The sequence below is a fragment of the Duganella sp. GW821-FHT01E12 genome (genome assembly GCF_059422325.1).
Window position 1 is genome coordinate 102275 of the sequence record NZ_JBWKWR010000006.1, and the last position, 17056, is coordinate 119330.

The 17056-nt window shown below is 63.7% G+C and carries 18 protein-coding genes and 1 tRNA gene; 1 reads left to right on the top strand and 18 read right to left on the bottom strand.

Features of this window, described 5'->3' with window-relative positions; translation table 11 throughout:
• Positions 1-11: 11 nt before the first annotated feature.
• From AC07WS_RS18085 to AC07WS_RS18115, 7 genes are all read right to left on the bottom strand, one after another.
• Positions 12-590, bottom strand: coding sequence for a pilus assembly PilX family protein (locus AC07WS_RS18085; protein WP_494730422.1), 579 nt, complete (start codon positions 588-590; stop codon positions 12-14).
• On the bottom strand, positions 590-1777 hold the full coding sequence (locus AC07WS_RS18090; RefSeq protein WP_494730423.1) for a PilW family protein: 1188 nt from the start codon (positions 1775-1777) through the stop codon (positions 590-592). Before AC07WS_RS18090 ends, AC07WS_RS18085 begins: the two co-directional genes overlap by 1 nt.
• 3 nt (positions 1778-1780) lie before the next feature.
• Positions 1781-2197 carry a type IV pilus modification PilV family protein gene (locus tag AC07WS_RS18095; RefSeq protein WP_494730424.1) on the bottom strand — a complete coding sequence of 139 codons (417 nt, stop codon included), beginning with the start codon at positions 2195-2197 and terminating at the stop codon, positions 1781-1783.
• A gap of 8 nt (positions 2198-2205) precedes the next feature.
• Entirely contained in the window at positions 2206-2847 is a 642-nt protein-coding gene (locus tag AC07WS_RS18100; protein WP_494730425.1) for a prepilin-type N-terminal cleavage/methylation domain-containing protein, read from the bottom strand.
• Positions 2835-3260: a type IV pilin protein gene (locus AC07WS_RS18105; protein ID WP_494730426.1), complete on the bottom strand. Its 426-nt coding sequence runs from the start codon at positions 3258-3260 to the stop codon at positions 2835-2837. Before AC07WS_RS18105 ends, AC07WS_RS18100 begins: the two co-directional genes overlap by 13 nt.
• Before the next feature lie 98 nt (positions 3261-3358).
• Positions 3359-4729 carry a sensor histidine kinase gene (locus AC07WS_RS18110; protein WP_494730427.1) on the bottom strand — a complete coding sequence of 457 codons (1371 nt, stop codon included), beginning with the start codon at positions 4727-4729 and terminating at the stop codon, positions 3359-3361.
• The gene (locus AC07WS_RS18115; RefSeq protein ID WP_494730428.1) at positions 4726-5409 is read right to left on the bottom strand and encodes a response regulator transcription factor; all 684 of its coding nucleotides are present in this window, start codon (positions 5407-5409) and stop codon (positions 4726-4728) included. Before AC07WS_RS18115 ends, AC07WS_RS18110 begins: the two co-directional genes overlap by 4 nt.
• 217 nt (positions 5410-5626) lie before the next feature.
• Between AC07WS_RS18115 and AC07WS_RS18120 the strand changes: the two genes are divergently transcribed.
• On the top strand, positions 5627-6433 hold the full coding sequence (locus AC07WS_RS18120) for a Crp/Fnr family transcriptional regulator (RefSeq protein WP_494730429.1): 807 nt from the start codon (positions 5627-5629) through the stop codon (positions 6431-6433).
• Here AC07WS_RS18120 and AC07WS_RS18125 read toward each other — a convergent pair.
• The 11 genes from AC07WS_RS18125 to AC07WS_RS18175 all read right to left on the bottom strand — a co-directional run bounded on the left by AC07WS_RS18125 (position 6330) and on the right by AC07WS_RS18175 (position 16935).
• The gene (locus AC07WS_RS18125) at positions 6330-7880 is read right to left on the bottom strand and encodes a CHASE3 domain-containing protein (RefSeq protein WP_494730430.1); all 1551 of its coding nucleotides are present in this window, start codon (positions 7878-7880) and stop codon (positions 6330-6332) included. The genes AC07WS_RS18120 and AC07WS_RS18125 overlap by 104 nt on opposite strands.
• A gap of 173 nt (positions 7881-8053) precedes the next feature.
• Entirely contained in the window at positions 8054-8686 is a 633-nt protein-coding gene (locus tag AC07WS_RS18130) for a response regulator (RefSeq protein ID WP_494730431.1), read from the bottom strand.
• Positions 8687-8829: 143 nt separating this feature from the next.
• The gene (locus tag AC07WS_RS18135) at positions 8830-9246 is read right to left on the bottom strand and encodes a MerR family transcriptional regulator (protein WP_494730432.1); all 417 of its coding nucleotides are present in this window, start codon (positions 9244-9246) and stop codon (positions 8830-8832) included.
• A gap of 17 nt (positions 9247-9263) precedes the next feature.
• Positions 9264-9611, bottom strand: coding sequence for an integration host factor subunit alpha (locus AC07WS_RS18140; RefSeq protein WP_019919772.1), 348 nt, complete (start codon positions 9609-9611; stop codon positions 9264-9266).
• Positions 9612-9786: 175 nt separating this feature from the next.
• Positions 9787-12213, bottom strand: a complete 2427-nt coding sequence (gene pheT / locus AC07WS_RS18145; RefSeq protein ID WP_494730433.1) for a phenylalanine--tRNA ligase subunit beta — start codon at positions 12211-12213, stop codon at positions 9787-9789.
• Between the two features lie 67 nt (positions 12214-12280).
• Positions 12281-13300 carry a phenylalanine--tRNA ligase subunit alpha gene (pheS, locus tag AC07WS_RS18150; protein ID WP_494730434.1) on the bottom strand — a complete coding sequence of 340 codons (1020 nt, stop codon included), beginning with the start codon at positions 13298-13300 and terminating at the stop codon, positions 12281-12283.
• 104 nt (positions 13301-13404) lie between these two features.
• A complete protein-coding gene (rplT, locus tag AC07WS_RS18155; RefSeq protein ID WP_008449404.1) occupies positions 13405-13764 on the bottom strand; it encodes a 50S ribosomal protein L20 in 360 nt (119 codons plus the stop codon).
• Between the two features lie 21 nt (positions 13765-13785).
• Positions 13786-13983 (bottom strand): 50S ribosomal protein L35, encoded by a 198-nt coding sequence (gene rpmI, locus AC07WS_RS18160; RefSeq protein ID WP_008449407.1) that lies wholly within the window; start codon positions 13981-13983, stop codon positions 13786-13788.
• 211 nt (positions 13984-14194) lie between these two features.
• Entirely contained in the window at positions 14195-14734 is a 540-nt protein-coding gene (gene infC / locus AC07WS_RS18165) for a translation initiation factor IF-3 (protein ID WP_494730661.1), read from the bottom strand.
• 19 nt (positions 14735-14753) lie between these two features.
• Positions 14754-16661 (bottom strand): threonine--tRNA ligase, encoded by a 1908-nt coding sequence (gene thrS / locus AC07WS_RS18170; RefSeq protein ID WP_486062604.1) that lies wholly within the window; start codon positions 16659-16661, stop codon positions 14754-14756.
• A gap of 197 nt (positions 16662-16858) precedes the next feature.
• Positions 16859-16935: transfer RNA gene (locus AC07WS_RS18175), tRNA-Val, on the bottom strand.
• Positions 16936-17056: the final 121 nt, after the last annotated feature.

The following is a 17056-nucleotide window of genomic DNA, read 5'->3' on the forward strand; positions in this document are numbered from 1 at the left end:
AGACTGCGGCCTCACGGCCCTTTCATGACGACCGCCTGCGTGATCACATTGCCGCCGCGCGCGCCGACGATGCGCGCCGTGACCACGTAGTGCAGCTGCGGCTGGTCCAGGTAGTTGGGGCTGTCGGAGCGGCCGCTCTTGCCGAACGGCGTGGGCGACTTGGAATTCGGCCGCGCCGAGGTCAGCAGGCAGCGGTTGCCGGGCGCGTTGAAGGCGCCGGCGAAGTCGCACAGCCGGTGGATCACGTACTCGACCCGGTTGCCGGCCGCGTCGGCCGGCAGGGTGACCGAGCCCTGCCAGAAGGCCGGCGTGCTGGCGGTCCAGGTGGGCGTGAGCGTGGCGACGTAGCCGGCGGCCGGCTGGCTGTTCTCCAGCAGCGAGGCGGACGGCATCGAGCGCAGATAGGCGAACGCCGTGTGGATGCCGAGGTCGGCCGACTTGCTCAGCGAGGCGTCATACGCCAGGTTGGCGGTGGTCAGGGTGGTCGAGGTGCTGGACTTGAGCAGGTAGATGCTGCTCACCAGCATCACCGTCAGCATGATCAGCATGATGGGCAGCGCGATGCCGCGTTGTCGGGAAGGCAGGCGCATCACGGCCTCCATTGGGAATTACGGATCTGCACGATGGTCTCGAACACGCGGTAGCGATAGCATTGCCACGCGACCGGGTCGCCGGCCACCGCCACGTTGACCTGCACCGGCACCGCCGCCACGCCGGCCGGCACGCCGCTGGCGAACACGGTCGGGCGCACGGTGGTGGCGCTGCACTGCCCCGCCGAGTTCGGCTTCTCGGTGTTCTTGCTGCGCGCCACCACGGCGATGCGCACCGCCGCGATCCGCTGGTAGTCGCCGGGGCTGCCGACCACGCCGTCGCTGTCGGCGTCCACCATGGTGGCGCTCCACCGGGTGACCTGCATGCCGTCCGCGCCGGGGCTGGGGTCGTAGGGATTGGGGCCGGGCGGGCGCGCGTCAAAGCCGTACTGGGCCTTGATGCTGACCACGTTGTCGGTCACCGACACGCCGGCCTGCTCGGCGCCGGCCAGCTCGGCGGCGCGCAACAGCAGCACGCCGTTGGCCACCGTCCAGGTGTGGAAGTGCAGCAGCGTCGGCGCGCCCAGGTTGTAGATGTAGGCCAGGTTTTGCTTGTACGGCGTGGCCAGGCCGTCGATCGGATTGAAGCGGTAGCGGCCGCCGCTGCTGACCAGGATGGTGCTGTTGGGCGCGGCGCCAAAGCCGGACAGCTGGAACAAGGTGCAGCGGCCGCTGCCCGGCGTCAACGGCGCCACCACCAGCACGTCGCCGTCGTTGAAGGCGTAGGGGTTGCGGTTGTCGATGGTAATCGTGTTGCCGGTCGTGTAGTCGGCGAACAGCTTGACCGAGCCGGCGCCCGCCTGCGAGGTGCCGCTGTTGAAGGAGATCACGTCCGGGTCGGCGCCGTTGGACTGGATCACCGCAGCCGCCAGCGGCGTGAAGTTGGCGCCGCCGCGCTGCATCACCGGCAGCACATAGCCGTTGGCGTCCGAGAACGCGGTGTCGCAGCCGGCCAGCATCGGATCGTTCAGGCCCCAGCCCGCCTCGGTGGCGTCGCTGCTGAGCGAGAACAGCGCCAGCATGCCGTTCTGCATGCTGTCGGAGCCGCCGACGGCGGCATCCTTGTTTTGCTCGCCGCTGATGATCAGGCGGGTGGCGAACAGCAGCGCCAGCAGGCCGATCACCACGCTGACCATCAGTTCCACCAGCGAGAAGCCGCCGCGGCGGCGTGGCAAGAAAGCGTTCATGGCTCAGATCGCAATATAGGAGGTGACCAGATGCTGGTTGAGGGCGTCGCCGGCCTTGCGCTTCCACTTGATGGAAATGTCCACCTGGACCCGCAGCTGCTGCGGCGTGACCGTCACGCCGATGATGGCGCCCGGAATCGCGGCCGCGGTTTCGTCCACCCAGGGCTGGGCGGCGGCGGTGGCCGCCCCGCCCTCGACGACGCCGTAGTTCAGCAGGTTGTTGCTGTCGGCGTTCATCACACCCAGCAGTTTCTCGCCGGCCAGCGTGGCCTCGGCGCGCAGGCTGGCGTCCGACAGCGCCGAGTAGGCGCGCGCCTGCAGGCCGATGGTGCCGATCAGGCCGATGCCGAGGATGACGATGGCCAGCATCGCCTCCAGCAGCGCGATGCCGCCCTGGCGGCGCAATGGACGGGGGTGCATGGACGGTTTCATGGTGGACAGGCCCTGGTATCGTTGGCGGCGACGCGCGGATCGCATTTGCTGGCCATGCCGGCCAGCGTGACCACCAGCGCCACCGCCGGCACCTCGCCGGCGTATCTGGCGGCCGGGTCCAGGCGCAAGCTGGTCAGGCGCTGGGCGAAGCGGGTGTCGACCCAGCCGACCGGCGTGTAGTAGACCTGCGAGCTGCCTTCCGGCTGGGTGGTGGGCAGCAGCACCTCCGAGTTCGGCAGCGAGTCGGCCAGGCGCTGCACCGACTTGTAGCCGGCCGCGCCCTCGGGGTCGTTGGCGGCCGGCGCGTTGACGGTCGACCAGCCGGCTTCGGCCGCGCCGCACTGGGTGGCCGGCGAGACGAAGCAGATGTCGACCTGCCAGTCCATCTGCCCGCTGTTGACGTTGGGCGTGAGCGAGATCCGGCTGAAGCTGTTGTGCATGACGGCCTGGCGGCGCGCCAGGCTGAAGCCGTCGGCGTAGAACTCGCTGGCGCTGCGCGCGCGGTTGCTCAGCAGCCAGTTGCTGGCGTTCGGGATGCCAATCGCCAGCATGAAGGCGAAGATGGTCAGCGTCAGCAGCAGCTCCAGCAGCGTGAGGCCACGCTGGCGGCGCCGGGCCGGCGGCGTCAGTTGGAACATGCGCCACCCTTGTGGTCCACCCAGCACGAAGCGTTCACGCCCCAGCCGGCCGGGCTGCCGGTGGTGGCGTGGGTGCCGTTCTGGTCGATGGTGTAGACGAAGCCGTTCATCTTGCCGATGCCGGTGGCCGTCAGCGTGTAGCTGGAGGCGGTGGCCACGCTGAGCGCGTAGCGGAAATTGGCGGTGGCGGCCGGAAAGGTGCTGACGGCGTCAAAGCCGACGTAGGTGCGGTTGTTGGACCAGAACTGCTCGGCCGCCGGCTGGGCGCCGCCCAGCGCGGTGAACGCTTCGCTGAGGCGGCCGCGGGTCACGTAGTCGCTGTAGGCCGGGATCGCCACCGCCATCAAAATGCCGACGATGGCCACCGAGACCATAATCTCGATCAAGGTAAAGCCCTGTTGGACACGCTTCATGGCCCGCTCCCGCTGACTGTTCACATGGCTGGAGTGTAGCGGGCCTAGCTTGCATTACCCTGAGGAAATGCTGACAAATTCCTGACAGCGGCAAATATTCAGGGAAAATGGACGGAAAACAGCGCGCCGCGGCCGCCGGCGCCCTCGCCGATGGCCAGCGTGGCGCCGTGCACGGTGGCGATGTCGCGCACGATGGCCAGGCCCAGGCCGCTGCCGGTGGTCTGGTCGTCCAGCCGCACGTAGCGGCTGAACACCTGCTCGCGCTTGGCCGGCGGGATGCCGGGGCCGTTGTCCTCGACGGTCAGCCAGCCGCCCTCGCCGTCCGGCCGGCAGGCCACCGTCACCGTGCCGTGGGCCGGCGTGTAGCGGATGGCGTTGTCGATCAGGTTGTCGATCAGGTCGCGCAGCAGGAAGCGGTCGCCCATGACGGTCAGCGGCCGCAGGTCGAAGCCGAGGTCGATGGACTTGCGCGTGGCGCGGTCGACGAAGGACTGGATCGCCTCCTCCACCAGCGCGTTCAGCGCCACCGGTTCGAGCCGGGTCTTTTCAAATTGGCCGGGTTCGGCGCGGGCCAGCGCCAGCAGCTGGTTGGTCTGCCGTATCATGCGCTCGGTGGCCGACAGCATCAGTCGCACCGATTGCGCGGTCTCCGGCTCGGCGTGGCGCGCGCCCAGCCATTCGAGCTGGGTCTTGAGGCCGGCCAGCGGCGTGCGCAGCTGGTGCGCCACGTTGGCCAGGAATTCCTGCCGCGCCCGCGCGCCCTCGCTGACCTTGTCCAGCAAGCCGTTGAAGGCCGACACCACCGGCTCCAGCTCGTACGGCACCTGGGTGGCCGCGATCGGTTCGAAGTCGTCGCCGTCGCGGGCGTTGAGGCCGGCGCGCAGGCGGTTCAGCGGCAGCAGGCCGTTGCTGACCGAAAACCAGATCAGGCCGACGCAGGCCAGCGCGAACAGCGATTCCAGCAGCACCAGCGCGCGCGCCACGGCCTGGCGGATCTGGGTGCGCTTGCGCAGCGTCTTGGCCACGCCGATGTCGGCCTGCAGCGGCGCGCCGGCGGCGGAGGGCAAGCTCAGGCGCAGTGCCACGCCGCGCACCGCCTCCCCGCGCAGGCTGGCGTCGAAGGGCACGGCCCGCCCGGCGGCGTGCTGCGGCGCGGCGCCCGGCAGCGGCGGAAAATCGGCGTCGCCGGCGATGGCGTGGCCGGCCGCGTCGCGCACCACGAAATAAACGGCGTCGGCGTCGTCGGTGCGCAGCACCTGCTCGGCCTGGCGCGGCAGGTCGATGCGCAGCCGGCCGCCGTCGGCGCCCAGGCGCGCGCCCAGCGCGGCGGCGGCGTCGGACAGGGCCTGGTCGAACGCCTGCTGGGCCGGCAGCCAGGCCAGCATATAGGTCAGCGCGCCGCCGGCCAGGTTGATCAGCAGGATGGGGCCGATCAGCCATTTCAGCAGCCGCAGCCGGATGCTGTTCATTCTGCGTGCGAGGCCGGGGCCTGCTCCAGCATGTAGCCGAAGCCGCGGATGGTGCGGATCGAGACGCCGGCGTCGGCGATCTTCAGGCGCAGGCGCGAGATGTAGACCTCCACCGCGTTCAGCGTCAGGTCGTCGCCCCAGGGCAAGATGGCGTCGATGATCTGCTGCTTGGACACCACGCGCGCGCCATGCTGCAACAGGTATTCCAGCACCGCCCACTCGCGCACCGACAGCTCGATGGTCTTGTCGCGCACGCGGGCGCGCTTGGCCGACAGGTCCAGCGTCAGGTCGCCCAGCGCCAGCACGGCCGGCTTGGGCGTGTTGCGCCGCGCCAGCGCCCGCAGCCGCGCCACCAGCTCGGCGGTGGCGAAGGGCTTGACCAGGTAGTCGTCGGCGCCCAGCTCCAGGCCGCGCACCCGGTCCTCGATGGCGTCGCGCGCCGTCAACAGCAGCACCGGCACCTGGCTGCCGCGCGCGCGCAGGCGCCGCACCACCTCGAAGCCGTCGATGCCGGGCAGGCCGATGTCGAGCACCACCACCTCGGTGTGCTCGGCGCGCTGCAGCAGCGCGTCGGCCTGGGTGCCGTTGCCGACCACCTCGACCGCCATGCCGTGGCCGCTCAGCACGCGGCTCAGGCCATCGGCCAGCACCGCGTCGTCCTCCACCACAAGTACATGCATGATTTGTGCGCCACGTGATTTGAATTTGTGCATTATGCACGCGCCCTGCCGAGAAAAACAGAGCTCGTGTAGGACTAGGACTACAAAGTGCCATGTTGCAAGCCTACACGGGTGCGTCCCCTCCTCTTATGTTCGCAATCTAACAAAGACTTCAAAATTATGGCAACACTGAAGCATGCCTTTGGTGCTCTTGTACAGCCAGATTGTGAGGAACAAAATGAACAACACCCAACTTAACGCAACCGACAAAACCGCAGCGCCACGCATGACGGTGAACTCGAAAGAATTCAACGTTGCGTCACGGCCTGTTGTCAGCTACAGCGGCGCCCAGCAGAACGAGTTGCTGGCCGCGCTCCCGCGCGAAGTGCTGGAATCGCTGTTTGATCATCTGGAATTGGTCACCCTGCCGTTCGGCAAAGAATTGTTTGAGTTCGGCGGCGCGATGGATTACGTGCACTTCCCGACCACCGCCATCGTCTCGCTGCTGTACGTGATGGAAGACGGCGCCACCACCGAGATCGCCGTGGTCGGCCACGAGGGCGTGGTCGGCGTGTCGCTGTTCGAAGGCGAGCGCGCCATGTGCAGTGCCGTGGTGCAGGCGGCCGGCTACGGCTACCGCATGAAGGCCCAGCATCTGCGCGACGCCTTCAACCAGGGCGGCGCCCTGCCCGCGCTGCTGATGCGCTACAACACCGCGCTGTTCGCGCAGATGGCGCAGAACGCCGTCGGCGGCCGCCACAGCTCGATCGAACAAAAGCTGTGCCGCTGGCTGCTGGACCGCCTGGACCGCTCGCCGTCGAACGAGCTGAAGGTCACGCAGGAAATGATTTCCATCATGCTGGGCGTGCGCCGCGAAAGCATCACCGCCGCCGCCGGCAAGCTGCAGGACGAAGGCTTGATCGCCTACCGCCGCGGCAACATCACTGTGCTTGATCGGTCAGGCTTGGAGGCGTATGCGGGTGAGTGCTACAAGGTGGCGAAGTCTGAGTACGAGCGTCTGCTGGTGGATGTAGCACGCTGCTAAGCACGTCGCTGATGGCCGGCGGCAGCGTTGTCGCGTCGGCCCGGCGCTCTTCAACCGGTGCGCGATTGCGCAAGGGAATGGAAACTTCGATACAGGTGCCGGCGTCGTTGCGGCCGCGGCGGATGGTCAGCGTGCCGCCCAACAGCAAGGCCCGTTCGCGCATGCCCAGCAGTCCGTGCGACATGGGCTTGACGATGGTGTTGGAGGCGATGCCTATCCCGTCGTCGATGATGCGCAGCACCAGCCCGCCCTGGTTGCGGCCCAGGGTCACGGTCACACGGCTGGCCTTGGCGTACTTGCGGATATTGGTCAACGATTCCTGCACGATGCGGAACAAGGCGATCGACAGGTCGCCCGACTGGCGGGCCGCGCTTTCGATTTCAGCGGCGACGTCGCAATCGCAGCGCACCTGGGCCAGACGGCTGAATTCGCTGCAATAGCTTTCGATGGCGGCGCACAAGCCCAGGTTGTCGAGCAGGCTGGGGCGCAGGTTCTCGACGATGCGGCGCTTCATCTCCACCGTTTCCACCAGCGTGGCGCGGGCGCGCTTGAGTTGCGCCGCCAGTTCGGGATCGGTCTTCTGCAATTGCTGGGTGACGGCGGCGATATCCATGCTGATCGAGGTCAGGTTGGCGCCCATCTCGTCGTGCAGCTCGCGCGACAGCCGTACCTTCTCTTCCTCGCTGATGCTGATCAGGTGGCGCGACAGCACCGACAACTGCTCGGTACGCTGCTCGACCTGCGACTCCAGGTTTTCATTGGCGCTCTGCAGCGCATGCTCGACCTGGGCGCGGTTGGCGAAACTGCGCCGCACCAGCTGGTAGAACATGACCAGCACGAAGATGGCCAGCGCGTTGATGCCCATGCCCAGCAACACGGCTTTCTGGTATTCCTGGTAGAACGTGGCGCTGCGCGTGACCAAGGTCTCGTTCTGCTCCTGCTCCATGATGACCACCTGCAGACGGATCTCGTCCATGCTGGCGCGGCCGTCGCTGAGCTTGGCGATCTTGACGATCTCGTCCAGCCCGCCCTCGCGGTAGACGTCGATGGCCTGGCTCATGATGGAGAGGCGGCGGCGCACCAGCGTGTGCAGCTGCGCCAGGTTCTTCAGCTGCGACGGGCTGTCCGCCAGCAGCTTTTCCAGTTCCTTGAATTCGATTTCGGTCTCGGCCAGCGCGGTCTTGGTCGGCCCCAGGTAGGCGTCGCGCCCGGACAGGAAATAGCCGCGCATGCTGCTCTCGGCGTCGAGCACCAGCACGTTGAGGTATTGCAGGCGATCCGCCACCCGCGCGGTCTGGCCCAGCTGGACCTGCGCGCCGCGCAACGCTTGCAAATTGTGGAACAGGCTGAATCCGTTGACGATCAGCAGTAGCGCACAGGTCACGCACAAGACGGTCTTGTACAGCGGCAGGCGGTGATGCGGCGCTGTTTCGACAGTGAAATACATCCTGATGAGTTTCCTTCACAAGGGTTAATCCGGGGCGGACATACGCCACACTAGCCGGATTATAGACCGATGGGGAAAGGAATGCCGATTGGGGCTGCGGCAACAGTGCGCGCCCCCTGGCAAGCTGCTCCAAAGCGCCCGCAACGAAGCTGCGGGCGCTTTGGCGCAACTTGCTAATCGAGGAGATTGTTCTTCATCGCGTAGTAGGTCAGGTCGGAATTCGACTGCATGCCCATTTTTTCCATGATGCGGGTGCGGTAGGTGCTGACGGTCTTGATGCTCAGCGACAGCGCCACGCCGATGTCGGACACGGTGGCGCCGCGCGCCAGCCGCAGGAAGACCTGGAACTCGCGATCCGACAACTCGGTATGCAGCGCCGTGTTCGGATCGCGGTCGAAGCTTTGCGCCAGCAGTTCGCCGACGGTGGAGCTGACGTAGCGCCGGCCCTGGAACACGGTGCGCACGGCGGAGATCAGCTCGTCCGCCTCGCACTCCTTGTTCAGGTAGCCGTTGGCGCCCATCTTGAACAGGTTCAGCGCGTACTGCTGGGCCGGATAACCGGACAGGATCAGCACAGGCAGATCCGGCTGGCCCTGGCGGATGGTGCGCAGGGTGTCGATGCCGCTCTGGTCGGGCATGGCGATGTCGAGCAACAGCACGTCGCAAATCTCGCGCCGCGCGATTTCCAGCGCCTCACGCCCGGTACCGGCTTCCGCCACCACGTCGAAATCGTCCGCCGACGAAAAAATCTGTTTGAATCCCGCTCTTACTATCTGATGGTCGTCACAAATGGCAACGCGTATCATTGTTTCCCCTCGTTTTGTCCGGCTGTTGCGCCATGGGCCCCAACGGACTTCACGCCACCGTCTATCAGCGTAGCTGATGTGAATAATGTTGAAATTATAGCAGCAATCACTCCGCTAGCCGCATTTCACGGCAGTAGTGCGCCCTAGGACTGCTTGAGCAAAGTCAGTATCGCCAGCAGTTCGCCGCGTATCATTTCGCGGTCCAGCGGAGCAGGAACGTCCGCCGCCGGCAAGCCGTTGACAGCCAAGCTGCCATCATACTCCGCCGCCGCGGCGTCGTACGCGCGGCTGTCGAGCTTATTGCGGGCGCCGCTGATGGTGAAGCCCTGCTCGTACAGCAGTTCACGGATGCGGCGTATCAACAGCACCTCGTGGTGCTGGTAGTAGCGGCGGTTGCCGCGCCGTTTGACCGGCTTGAGCTGCGTGAACTCCTGCTCCCAGTAGCGCAGCACATGCGGCTTCACGCCGCACAGCTCGCTCACTTCACCGATCGTGAAATAGCGCTTGGCCGGGATGGGCGGCAGCACAACCAGTTCGGATTTGGCGAGGCGGTCATTCATCACGGCTCAGTCCCAACTCAGGCGGCGCGCGCCATCGGATTGCTCTCTTCGACCATGCCCTTGAGTTTTTGGCTGGCATGGAAGGTCACCACGCGCCGCGCCGTGATCGGAATTTCTTCGCCGGTCTTCGGGTTGCGGCCCGGACGCTGCGGCTTGTCGCGCAGCTGGAAGTTGCCGAAACCGGACAGCTTGACGGCCTCGCCGCGCTCGAGCGCGTTGCGGATCTCGTCGAAGAAGGTTTCCACCATGTCCTTGGCCTCGCGCTTGTTCAGGCCGACCTGTTCGAACAACAGCTCGGCCAGCTCCGCCTTGGTCAGCGTAGGCAAATCTTTTTCCGCATCCTGGCGTACCTTGGCCACCTGCATGGCCCGATGCAAATCGGCAGCCAATGCGGATTGGAGTACGGCGGAATCTACGTCGTTGTTATTAATTTTCCTGCCCTGCCTTATCTAAGAACGAATGAGTCCGGCACAGGCCGGACTCCCAGATGATCGATCAACCACGCCGTTCCCGCTGGCGCGGAAACGACGCCCAAGCTCTTTACGTGCGCAGACGGGCGCCGTGTTTTTGCGTGGCGGCCACGCCGGCCGCGCTCATCACCGCTTCCACCACATCGTCCTGCAGCGTATTTTGAGTATCTTGCAAGCTAAAGCGGAAAGCAAGCGATTTTTCGTCCGCCTCCAGTCCTTTGCCACGATATTCATCAAACAAAACAATGGCTTGCACGATCTTGCCCTGCGGACTTAATTGCACTGCTGCATTAAACGCATCCAGCAGATCTTGCGCTGGAACATGCTGCTTGACCACCACGGCCAGGTCGCGCGTGGCGCCCGGGAACTTGGAAATCTCGGCGTATTCTGGCACAGTGCGTTGCTGCAAGGCAACAGCATCGACCTCGAACACCACCGGCGCGTGCGGCAGTTCGTACTTTTGCAGCCAGCGCGGATGCAGTTCGCCGATGAAGCCGACCACTTTGCCGTCGAGCAGCACGTGCGCCGAGCGGCCCGGATGCAGCGCCGGATGTTCGGCCTTAACGAAGCGCAGCGGCAGCGGCGCGAACAAATGCTCCAGGTCGGCCTTGAGGTCGAAGAAGTCGACCGCGCGGTTGTCCTGGCCCCACTGCTCGTCGGCCACGTTACCGTAGGCCATGGCGGCCACGCGCTTGGGCTGGTGGTAGCCGGCCACGGTCAGCGGGCCGTCGGCCACGCTGTCGTCGCGCAGGTAGACCGCGCCGATCTCGAACAGGCGCACGCGGCTGGTCTTGCGGTTCAGGTTGTAGCGCACGTTGGCCACCAGGCTGCCGATCAGCGTCGAGCGCATCACGCTCATCTGGCTGGCGATCGGGTTCTGCAGCTTGATCGGGTTGGCGTTGCCGCCGAAGTCCTGCTCCCAGGCCGCTTCCACAAAGCTCATGTTGACCACTTCCTGGAAGCCCAGGTCGGCAAGCTGGTGCCGCACGGCGAACAGCGAGCGGGTGTTTTCCGGCGCGATGATCATGGTGTTGGCGGCCACCGGCGCCACGGTCGGGATGTTCTCGAAACCGTAGACGCGCGCGACTTCCTCGATCAGGTCTTCCTCGATTTCGATGTCGAAGCGGTACGACGGCGCGGTCACGGAGAACACGCCGTCGGCCAGCGTGAACGGCAGCGCCAGGCGGGTGAAGATGTCGGCGATGGTCTTATCGTCCAGCGCCACGCCGATCACCTTCTGGGCGCGGGCGGTGCGCAGTTGCACCGGCGCGCGCTTGGGCACATTGACGATCTGGTCGTCGACCGGGCCCACCTGCGTGGTCGGCGTGCCGCAGATTTCCACCAGCAGCGAGGTGATGCGTTCGATGTGCTCGACCGTGGTCGCGTAGTCGACGCCGCGCTCGAAGCGGTGCGCCGCGTCGGTCGAGAAGTTGTACTTGCGGGCGCGGCCCTGGATGGCGTTCGGCCACCAGAACGCCGCTTCCAGGTAGATAGCCTCGGTCTCCAGCGAGACGGCCGTGGCGTCGCCGCCCATGATGCCGGCCAGCGATTCGATTTCCTTGTCGTCCGAGATCACGCCGACCCATTCGTCAACGGTGACCGTGTTGCCGTTCAGGAGCTTGAGGGTTTCGCCGGCCTTGCCCCAGCGGACGTTCAGGCCGCCGTGGATCTTGGCCAGGTCGAACACGTGGGTGGGACGGCCCAGCTCCAGCATCACGTAGTTGGAGATGTCCACCAGCGCCGACACCGAGCGCTGGCCGCTGCGCTCGAGGCGCTGCTTCATCCAGTCCGGCGTGGCGGCCTTGGCGTTGAGGTTGCGGATCACGCGGCCGGAGAAGCGGCCGCACAGGTCCGGCGCGGAGATTTTCACCGGCAGCACTTCGGCGCTGTTGACGGCGACCGGGCGGAACGCCGGCACGTGCAGCGCCACGCCGGTCAGGGCCGACACTTCGCGCGCCACGCCCAGCACCGACAGGCAGTCCGCCTTGTTCGGGGTCAGCTTGATGGTGAACTTGAGGTCGTTGAGCGCGTAGTAGTCGCGGAAGTTCTGGCCGACCGGCGCGTCGTCCGGCAGTTCCAGCAGGCCGCTGCCCTCTTCCGACAATTTCAGTTCCTTGGCCGAGCACAGCATGCCCTGCGACTCGACGCCGCGCAGCTGGCCGACCTTGATTTCAAACGGCTTGCCGTCGGCGCCGGGCGGCAGGATGGCGCCGGCCATCGCGCACACGACCTTCAGGCCGGGACGCACATTGGGCGCGCCGCACACGATGTTGAGCAAGGTGCCGGTGCCGACATCGACCTGGCAGACGTTCAGGCGATCCGCGTTCGGATGCTTGGCCATCTCGCGCACGTGGCCGACGACCACGTTGGAGAACGGTGGCGCCACCGCTTCGACTTCTTCCACTTCCAGGCCGGACATCGTCAGCAGATGGGCCAGTTCGTCCGAAGTCATCTTCGGATCGACCATGGTACGGAGCCAGTTTTCGGAGAATTGCATAATCAAGCCTTCAAAGATAGTCCGACGGGAGCGCGCGCCTCGGCGGCGCTCGACCGTTTCGTTATTGTTAGTTGAACTGCTTCAGGAAGCGCAGGTCGCCTTCGTAGAACAGGCGCAGGTCGTTGACGCCGTAACGCAGCATCGTCAGGCGTTCCAGGCCGGAGCCGAACGCGAAGCCGATGTACTTTTCCGGGTCGAGGCCGAAGTTGCGCACCACCGAAGGATGGACCTGGCCCGAGCCGGAAATCTCCAGCCAGCGGCCCTTCAATGGACCGGAACCGAAGGCGATATCGATCTCGGCCGACGGCTCGGTGAACGGGAAGTACGACGGACGGAAGCGCACCTGCAGGTCGTCGGTCTCGAAGAAGGCCTTGACGAAGTTCAGGTACACGCCCTTGAGGTCGGCGAAGCTGATGTTCTCGGCGATCCACAGGCCCTCGACCTGGTGGAACATCGGCGAGTGGGTGGCGTCGCTGTCGACGCGGTAGGTGCGGCCGGGCGCGATCACCTTGATCGGCGGCGTGTGGCTGCGGGCGTAGCGCACCTGCATCGGGCTGGTGTGCGTGCGCAGCAGCAGCGGCTTGCCTTCGCTGTCGTTGCCCTCGATGTAGAAGGTGTCCTGCATCGAGCGGGCGGGATGGTTTTCCGGGCTGTTGAGCGCCGTGAAGTTGGTCCAGTCGTTTTCGATCTCGGGGCCGTCGGCCACGTCGAAACCGATGGAGCGGAAGATCTCTTCCACACGTTCCCAGGTCCGCATCACCGGGTGGATGCCGCCGCCGGCGCGTCCGCGGCCAGGCAGCGAGACATCGATGGCCTCGGCGTTCAAGCGGGCCTGCATCTGGGCGTCGGCCAGCGCGTCGCGCCGGGCCGTCAGCGCCGCTTCAATCTGCCCCTTGGCAGCATTGATCAGGGCGCCCTGCGCCTTGCGCGCTTCAGGGTCGAGCTTGCCCAACCCCTTCATCAATTCGGTGATCTGGCCGGTCTTGCCCAGATATTTGGCTTTGGCATTTTCCAGTGCGGCGGCGTCATCTTTGACCGCGTCGAAATCCTGCACTGCTGAGGCGACGAGTTGTTCCAGGGAGTCCATGCGTTTTTCTTATCCTCAATCAAAAACGGGGCACAGGTTTCAACCTTTGCCCCGTTCTCAGTCGCGGACCCGTTGCCGGGATCGCGCGTCCAAATCAATGCGTATTAAGCAGCGATTTTTGCTTTCACAGCGTTGACAATCGCAGCGAACGCTGGCTTGTCCATCACTGCCATATCGGCCAGGACTTTACGGTCCAGTTCGATCGAAGCTTTCTTCAGACCATTCATGAAGACGCTGTAGGTAACGCCATGCTCACGGGAAGCGGCGTTGATACGAGCGATCCACAGACGGCGGAAGACGCGCTTCTTGTTACGACGGTCGCGGTAAGCGTACTGGCCAGCGCGCATCACTGCTTGCTTGGCAATACGGTATACCTTGCTGCGACGACCGCGGTAACCCTTGGCCAGGTTTAATACTTTTTTATGACGGGCACGAGCTGTAACCCCACGTTTTACTCTAGGCATAGTAACTCCTTAGTTGTGAGATTAAGCGGTTGGCATCATACGCATGACGGACGTGACGTCCGAAGCGTTGATGTTACGGGTGCCGCGCAGCTGACGCTTGTTCTTGGTGGTCTTCTTGGTCAGGATGTGGCGCTTGAACGCCATACCCGATTTAACAGTACCACCTGGACGCACGCGAAAACGTTTTTTCGCGGAGCTTTTGGTTTTCATTTTTGGCATAGCAATCTACCCTCTTGGGTAGCTCCATATCAAACAGGATTGCAGGTGGTGACACTACGTCACACTTAGATGCCTGCTTTCACTTGTTTTTGCAGCAGATGCGAGTCCACTACATTACAACAGCCGGCAATTATAGACCAGATGCTGCAATTCTGCACCACAAATTATAAGAGGCGCCGGGGCGCCTCTTATGCTTGCGGTTACGGCAAGATTACTTCTTTTTCTTCGGAGACAGGACCATGATCATCTGGCGGCCTTCCATCTTCGGGAACTGCTCGACCTGGCCGTATGGCTCCAGATCGGCTTTCAGGCGTTCCAGCATACGGAAGCCAATATCCTGGTGCGCCATTTCACGGCCGCGGAAACGCAGCGTGATCTTGGTTTTATCGCCCTCGTCGAGGAACTTGATAAGGTTACGCAGCTTGATATTGTAGTCGCCGTCATCGGTGCCCGGACGGAATTTGACTTCCTTCACGGAGATGACTTTCTGCTTCAATTTCGCTTCGTGAGCCTTCTTCTGCTCCGAATACTTGAATTTGCCGTAGTCCATCAAACGGCAGACCGGCGGGACCGCGGTAGGCGCGATCTCGACCAGGTCGACGTTTGCTTCTTCCGCCAGGCGGAAGGCTTCGGCCAAAGTCACGATACCGAGAGGCTCGTTATCGACCCCACTTAAACGCATTTCAGGGGCAGTGATTTCGCCATTGATGCGATGCGACTTGTCAGTAGCTATGGTGATTCCTTTTAAAATCTAATGAAGGACTGCGCGATCAGGCTTTGTTGGCGACGTCTTGCTGGAGTCGCTCGATCAGGGCATCGATGGACATGACGCCCAAATCGACATTGCCCCGTGCCCGCACAGCCACGGTATTGGCATCCCGCTCTTTATCGCCAACTACAAGGATGTAGGGCAGTTTTTGGACGGAATGTTCACGTATTTTATAGGTTATTTTCTCGTTGCGCAAATCGGTCTGCACGCGGAACCCGCTCCGGCGCAGCTTTTCAGCCACTTGCGCCACATATTCGGCCTGCGCATCGGAGATGTTCAGCACCGATACCTGCACCGGCGCCAGCCACGCCGGCAAGGCACCCGCGTAGTTCTCGATCAGGATGCCGATGAAGCGCTCCATCGAGCCGACGATCGCACGGTGCAGCATGACCGGCACCTGACGGCTGTTGTCGGCCGCCACGTATTCGGCGCCCAGGCGCTCCGGCATGAAGAAGTCGACCTGCATCGTGCCGACCTGCCATGGGCGGCCCAGCGAATCCTTCAGGTGGTACTCGATCTTCGGACCATAGAAGGCACCCTCGCCCGGCAATTCGGTCCAGGTCACGCCGCAGGCGCGCAGGCCCGAACGCAGCGCGTCCTCGGCCTCGTCCCACACCTCGTCGGTGCCGATGCGGTTGTCCGGACGCAGCGCCAGCTTGACTTCGATGTTGTTGAAGTCGAAGTCCTTGTAGACTTCCATCGCCTGCGTGTGGAAGGCCACCACTTCCGGCTCGATCTGCTCTTCGGTGCAGAAGATGTGGCCGTCATCCTGGGTGAAGCCGCGCACGCGCATGATGCCATGCAGCGCGCCCGAGGGCTCGTTGCGGTGGCACTGGCCGAACTCGCCGTAGCGCAGCGGCAGGTCGCGGTACGAACGCATATTGCTGTTGAATATCTGCACGTGACCCGGGCAGTTCATCGGCTTCAGCGCGTAGGAACGGTTTTCCGACTCCGTCACGAACATGTTCTCGCGATAGTTGTCCCAGTGGCCGGTCTTGCCCCACAAGCTGGAGTCCAGGATCTGCGGCGCCTTCACTTCCTGGTAGCCGTTGACCTGGTACTTGTTGCGCATGTATTGCTCAACCTGCTGCCAGATGGTCCAGCCCTTCGGATGCCAGAACACCAGGCCCGGCGCCTCGTCCTGGAAGTGGAAGAAGTCCAGCTGCTTGCCCAGCTTGCGGTGGTCGCGCTTCTCCGCCTCTTCCAGCTGGAACAGGTACTGCTCCTGGTCTTCCTTCTTGGTCCAGGCGGTGCCGTAGACACGCTGCAGCATCTCGTTCTTGCTGTCGCCGCGCCAGTAGGCGCCGGCCAACTTCATCAGCTTGAACACTTTGAGCTTGCCGGTCGACGGCACGTGCGGGCCGCGGCACAGATCGGTGAAGCTGCCTTCGGTGTACAGCGATACATCCTGGTCGGCGGGAATCGACGAGATGATCTCGGCCTTGTAGGCTTCGCCGATGGACTTGAAGTAGGCGACAGCCTCGTCGCGCGGCAGCACCTTGCGGGTGACCGGCTCGTCCTTCTTGGCCAGCTCGGCCATTTTCTTTTCGATGGCGACCAGGTCGTCAGGCGTGAACGGACGCTTGTACGAGAAGTCGTAGTAGAAGCCGTTTTCGATGACCGGGCCGATGGTCACTTGCGCATCGGGGAACAGCTCCTTCACCGCATAGGCCAGCAAGTGTGCGGTCGAGTGGCGGATCACGTCCAGACCTTCAGGGTCCTTGTCGGTGATGATGGCCAGGTCGGAATCTTTCTCGATCAGGAAAGAGGTATCCACCACTTTGCCATCCACCTTGCCGGCCAGCGCGGCCTTGCCCAGGCTGGTTGCAATGCTGGACGCCACTTGTGCAACGGTGACTGGGCCGTCGAATTCACGGGCAGAACCATCGGGAAGGCGAACTGAAAGCATAACGATCTCCATTTCGGCGCGGGCGCCAGGTAGTGGTACAAAAAATGATAATAAAAACGCGGACGAAAAAAAACGCGGACTAGCCGCGTTTTTTCTTTTTTTGAGCAAAAGAATCCCGATCGACTAGCGTCACTCCCAAAGCTTGGTAGTAGTTCGCGGTGTCATAACCGGATTGCCTTTCTCGCTCTTACATGTTCTGGTGGGCGGTGCAGAATTCGAATCTGCGACCCCTTGGATGTCGACCAAGTATTCTAACCAGCTGAACTAACCGCCCGTGGTACTGCTATTTTACTGCGCTTTTACTGCTTTACTACGTAATCTGGTGGGCGGTGCAGAATTCGAATCTGCGACCCCTTGGATGTCGACCAAGTATTCTAACCAGCTGAACTAACCGC

Excerpts from the sequence above, each read along its gene's own strand:
- AC07WS_RS18085 (WP_494730422.1), bottom strand. The coding sequence starts at position 590 with ATGCGCCTGCCTTCCCGACAACGCGGCATCGCGCTGCCCATCATGCTG.
- AC07WS_RS18090 (WP_494730423.1), bottom strand. The coding sequence starts at position 1,777 with ATGAACGCTTTCTTGCCACGCCGCCGCGGCGGCTTCTCGCTGGTGGAA.
- AC07WS_RS18095 (WP_494730424.1), bottom strand. The coding sequence starts at position 2,197 with ATGCACCCCCGTCCATTGCGCCGCCAGGGCGGCATCGCGCTGCTGGAG.
- AC07WS_RS18100 (WP_494730425.1), bottom strand. The coding sequence starts at position 2,847 with ATGTTCCAACTGACGCCGCCGGCCCGGCGCCGCCAGCGTGGCCTCACG.
- AC07WS_RS18105 (WP_494730426.1), bottom strand. The coding sequence starts at position 3,260 with ATGAAGCGTGTCCAACAGGGCTTTACCTTGATCGAGATTATGGTCTCG.
- AC07WS_RS18110 (WP_494730427.1), bottom strand. The coding sequence starts at position 4,729 with ATGAACAGCATCCGGCTGCGGCTGCTGAAATGGCTGATCGGCCCCATC.
- AC07WS_RS18115 (WP_494730428.1), bottom strand. The coding sequence starts at position 5,409 with ATGCATGTACTTGTGGTGGAGGACGACGCGGTGCTGGCCGATGGCCTG.
- AC07WS_RS18120 (WP_494730429.1), top strand. The coding sequence starts at position 5,627 with ATGAACAACACCCAACTTAACGCAACCGACAAAACCGCAGCGCCACGC.
- AC07WS_RS18125 (WP_494730430.1), bottom strand. The coding sequence starts at position 7,880 with ATGTATTTCACTGTCGAAACAGCGCCGCATCACCGCCTGCCGCTGTAC.
- AC07WS_RS18130 (WP_494730431.1), bottom strand. The coding sequence starts at position 8,686 with ATGATACGCGTTGCCATTTGTGACGACCATCAGATAGTAAGAGCGGGA.
- AC07WS_RS18135 (WP_494730432.1), bottom strand. The coding sequence starts at position 9,246 with ATGAATGACCGCCTCGCCAAATCCGAACTGGTTGTGCTGCCGCCCATC.
- AC07WS_RS18140 (WP_019919772.1), bottom strand. The coding sequence starts at position 9,611 with ATGCAGGTGGCCAAGGTACGCCAGGATGCGGAAAAAGATTTGCCTACG.
- pheT (WP_494730433.1), bottom strand. The coding sequence starts at position 12,213 with ATGCAATTCTCCGAAAACTGGCTCCGTACCATGGTCGATCCGAAGATG.
- pheS (WP_494730434.1), bottom strand. The coding sequence starts at position 13,300 with ATGGACTCCCTGGAACAACTCGTCGCCTCAGCAGTGCAGGATTTCGAC.
- rplT (WP_008449404.1), bottom strand. The coding sequence starts at position 13,764 with ATGCCTAGAGTAAAACGTGGGGTTACAGCTCGTGCCCGTCATAAAAAA.
- rpmI (WP_008449407.1), bottom strand. The coding sequence starts at position 13,983 with ATGCCAAAAATGAAAACCAAAAGCTCCGCGAAAAAACGTTTTCGCGTG.
- thrS (WP_486062604.1), bottom strand. The coding sequence starts at position 16,661 with ATGCTTTCAGTTCGCCTTCCCGATGGTTCTGCCCGTGAATTCGACGGC.